This window comes from Paraburkholderia sp. XV (genome assembly GCF_020177535.1).
Lineage (GTDB): Bacteria > Pseudomonadota > Gammaproteobacteria > Burkholderiales > Burkholderiaceae > Paraburkholderia > Paraburkholderia caribensis.
The window spans coordinates 1-2633 of record NZ_JAGUUD010000248.1; the positions used below are offsets into that span (position 1 = coordinate 1).

The window sequence follows — 2633 nt, forward strand, 5'->3', positions numbered from 1 at the left end:
AGGTCGGGCCCGATTGCACGTGGGTGAAATCGAGAATGCGCACACCGTCGAGTGCTTTACCCATGTTCTGTCCCCTCCGAGCACTTGACGCTCTGTTTTTCGATCGTCCGTGTTCTATACGGTATGTGATATATCTAATCGCTGCAAGCGCTTTCACCTTCGTAAGAAGAACCGGTTTGAACGCCCGGAGCCTTGCGAGACAAGGCAAAGACGCCGAATAGCGGGTTATGGACCGGCTTCACAAAGGGAAAACCCCGATCAATTTATCCGCTTGAGCATCTTTGATATATCACATACCATATTTCAAACCTGAGCCGACCGCCCTATCAATTGACGCCGCCGAGCGTCGAATCCATCTAGCGAGGAGACAGGTGAATATTCACGAATATCAGGCGAAGGAACTGCTGAAAGGCTACGGCGTCGCCGTGCCGAATGGTCGCGTCGCGTTCACGCCGCAGGAGGCCGAGGACGCGGCGCTCGCGCTGGGCGGCTCGGTGTGGGTCGTGAAATCGCAGATTCATGCGGGCGGGCGCGGCGCGGGCCGTTTCGCCGACGATCCGGACGGCCAGGGCGGCGTGCGCGTCGTCAAGTCGGTCAGCGATGTCGGTCTGAACGCGGCGCGGATGCTGTCGCACGTGCTCGTCACGAAGCAGACGGGGCCGGCGGGGCGCGAAGTGAAGCGCGTCTATATCGAGGAAGGCTGCGCGATCGAGCGCGAACTGTATCTCGGCATGCTGATCGACCGCAGCACGTCGCGTATCACGGTGATGGCGTCGACGGAAGGCGGCATGGAGATCGAGGAAGTGGCCGCGCGCACGCCCGAGAAGATCCTGAAGGTCGCGATCGATCCCGCGACGGGTCTGCAACCGTTCCACGCGCGCCAGATCGCGTTTGGCCTCGGGCTGACGGGCAAGCAGATCAAGTCGGCGACGCAGTTCATCGCCAACGCGTATCGCGCGTTCGTCGAGCTGGATGCGTCGATTGTCGAGATCAATCCGCTCGTCGTCACGCAGCAAGGAGACGTGATCGCGCTCGACGCGAAGATCAATTTCGACGACAACGCCCTCTTCCGCCATCCGTCCATCGAAGCGCTGCGCGACGAAGCGGAAGAAGACGCCGCCGAACTGGAAGCCGCGAAGCATGGCCTCAACTACGTCACGCTCGACGGCAACATCGGCTGCATGGTGAACGGCGCGGGCCTCGCCATGGCGACGATGGACATCATCAAGCTCTATGGCGGCGAGCCGGCGAACTTTCTCGACGTAGGCGGCGGCGCCACCAAAGAACGCGTCGCGACCGCGTTCCGCCTGATTCTGCGCGACCCGAAAGTGGAAGGCATTCTGGTCAACATCTTCGGCGGCATCATGCGCTGCGACGTGATTGCCGAAGGCGTCGTCAGCGCCGCGCGCGAAGTGGACTTGCGCGTGCCGCTCGTGGTGCGGCTGGAAGGCACGAACGTCGAACTCGGCAAGCAGATTCTGCGCGACTCGGGGCTGCCGATTCTCTCGGCCGATCATCTCGCCGACGCGGCGAGCAAGGTCGTCGCCGCAGTGAAGGAAAACAACGCGACGGAGGCGAACTGACATGGCCGTACTGATAGATCGCAACACCAAAGTGATTTGCCAGGGCTTCACGGGATCGCAGGGCACGTTTCACTCGGAGCAGGCACTCGCCTACGGCACGCAGATGGTCGGCGGCGTCACGCCCGGCAAGGGCGGCGCGGCCCATCTCGGGCTGCCCGTGTTCGACACCGTCGCCGATGCCGTCGATGCAACGGGCGCGAACGCGTCCGTGATTTACGTGCCGCCGCCCATGGCAGCGGACGCGATTCTCGAAGCCGTCGACGCGCAAATCCCCCTCGTCGTCTGCATCACCGAGGGCATTCCCGTCATCGACATGGTGCGCGTGAAGCGCGCGCTCGCGGGTTCGGCGACGCGCCTGATCGGACCGAACTGTCCTGGCGTCATCACGCCGGGCCAGTGCAAGATCGGCATCATGCCGGGGCATATTCATCGTCCAGGCAAGATCGGCGTGGTGTCGCGCTCGGGCACGCTGACCTACGAAGCCGTCGCGCAAACCACGGCAGCGGGGCTCGGGCAGACGACCTGTATCGGCATTGGCGGCGATCCCGTCAACGGTACGAACTTCATCGACTGCCTGGAGATGTTCCTCGCCGACGACGACACGCAAGGCATCATCATGATCGGCGAAATCGGCGGCTCGGCCGAAGAGGACGCCGCGCAGTTCCTGAAGGACGCGCGTTCGAACAAGCCGGTGGTGGGGTTCATCGCCGGCACCAGCGCGCCGCCCGGACGGCGGATGGGCCACGCGGGCGCGATCATCTCGGGCGGCAAGGGCACGGCGGGCGCGAAGATCGACGCGATGCGCTCGGCGGGCATTCACGTCGCGCAGTCGCCGGCGGCGCTCGGCGAGACGATGCTCAAGGCCATGCAGTGACGATGTGAAAAAGGCCAGCGGACCGTCAGGTCCGCTGGCCTTTGGATGCGTCAGGCAGAAACGCTCAATCCAGAAAATCGCAATTCGCTTCGACGAAAGCCGCCAGTCCGAGCGAGTGATCGCGCACGAGACGCTCGGCGAGTTCGGTGTCGCGCTTCTCCAGTGCCTCGATGATG

At 63.5% G+C, this 2633-nt stretch carries 2 protein-coding genes and 1 pseudogene; 2 read left to right on the forward strand and 1 reads right to left on the reverse strand.

What is annotated here, in order from left to right:
* Positions 1–371 precede the first annotated feature (371 nt).
* Positions 372–1583 carry an ADP-forming succinate--CoA ligase subunit beta gene (sucC, locus tag KFO72_RS41700; protein ID WP_062916264.1) on the forward strand — a complete coding sequence of 404 codons (1212 nt, stop codon included), beginning with the start codon at positions 372–374 and terminating at the stop codon, positions 1581–1583.
* A 1-nt stretch (position 1584) separates the two neighbouring features.
* A complete protein-coding gene (gene sucD / locus KFO72_RS41705; protein ID WP_060603557.1) occupies positions 1585–2457 on the forward strand; it encodes a succinate--CoA ligase subunit alpha in 873 nt (290 codons plus the stop codon).
* A 64-nt stretch (positions 2458–2521) separates the two neighbouring features.
* Here the strand turns inward: sucD and KFO72_RS41710 are convergent.
* Positions 2522–2633 (reverse strand): annotated as a pseudogene (locus KFO72_RS41710) (GntR family transcriptional regulator); the annotation flags it as partial.

Coding starts and splice junctions, on each gene's coding strand:
- sucD (WP_060603557.1), top strand. CDS start 1,585: ATGGCCGTACTGATAGATCGCAACACCAAAGTGATTTGCCAGGGCTTC.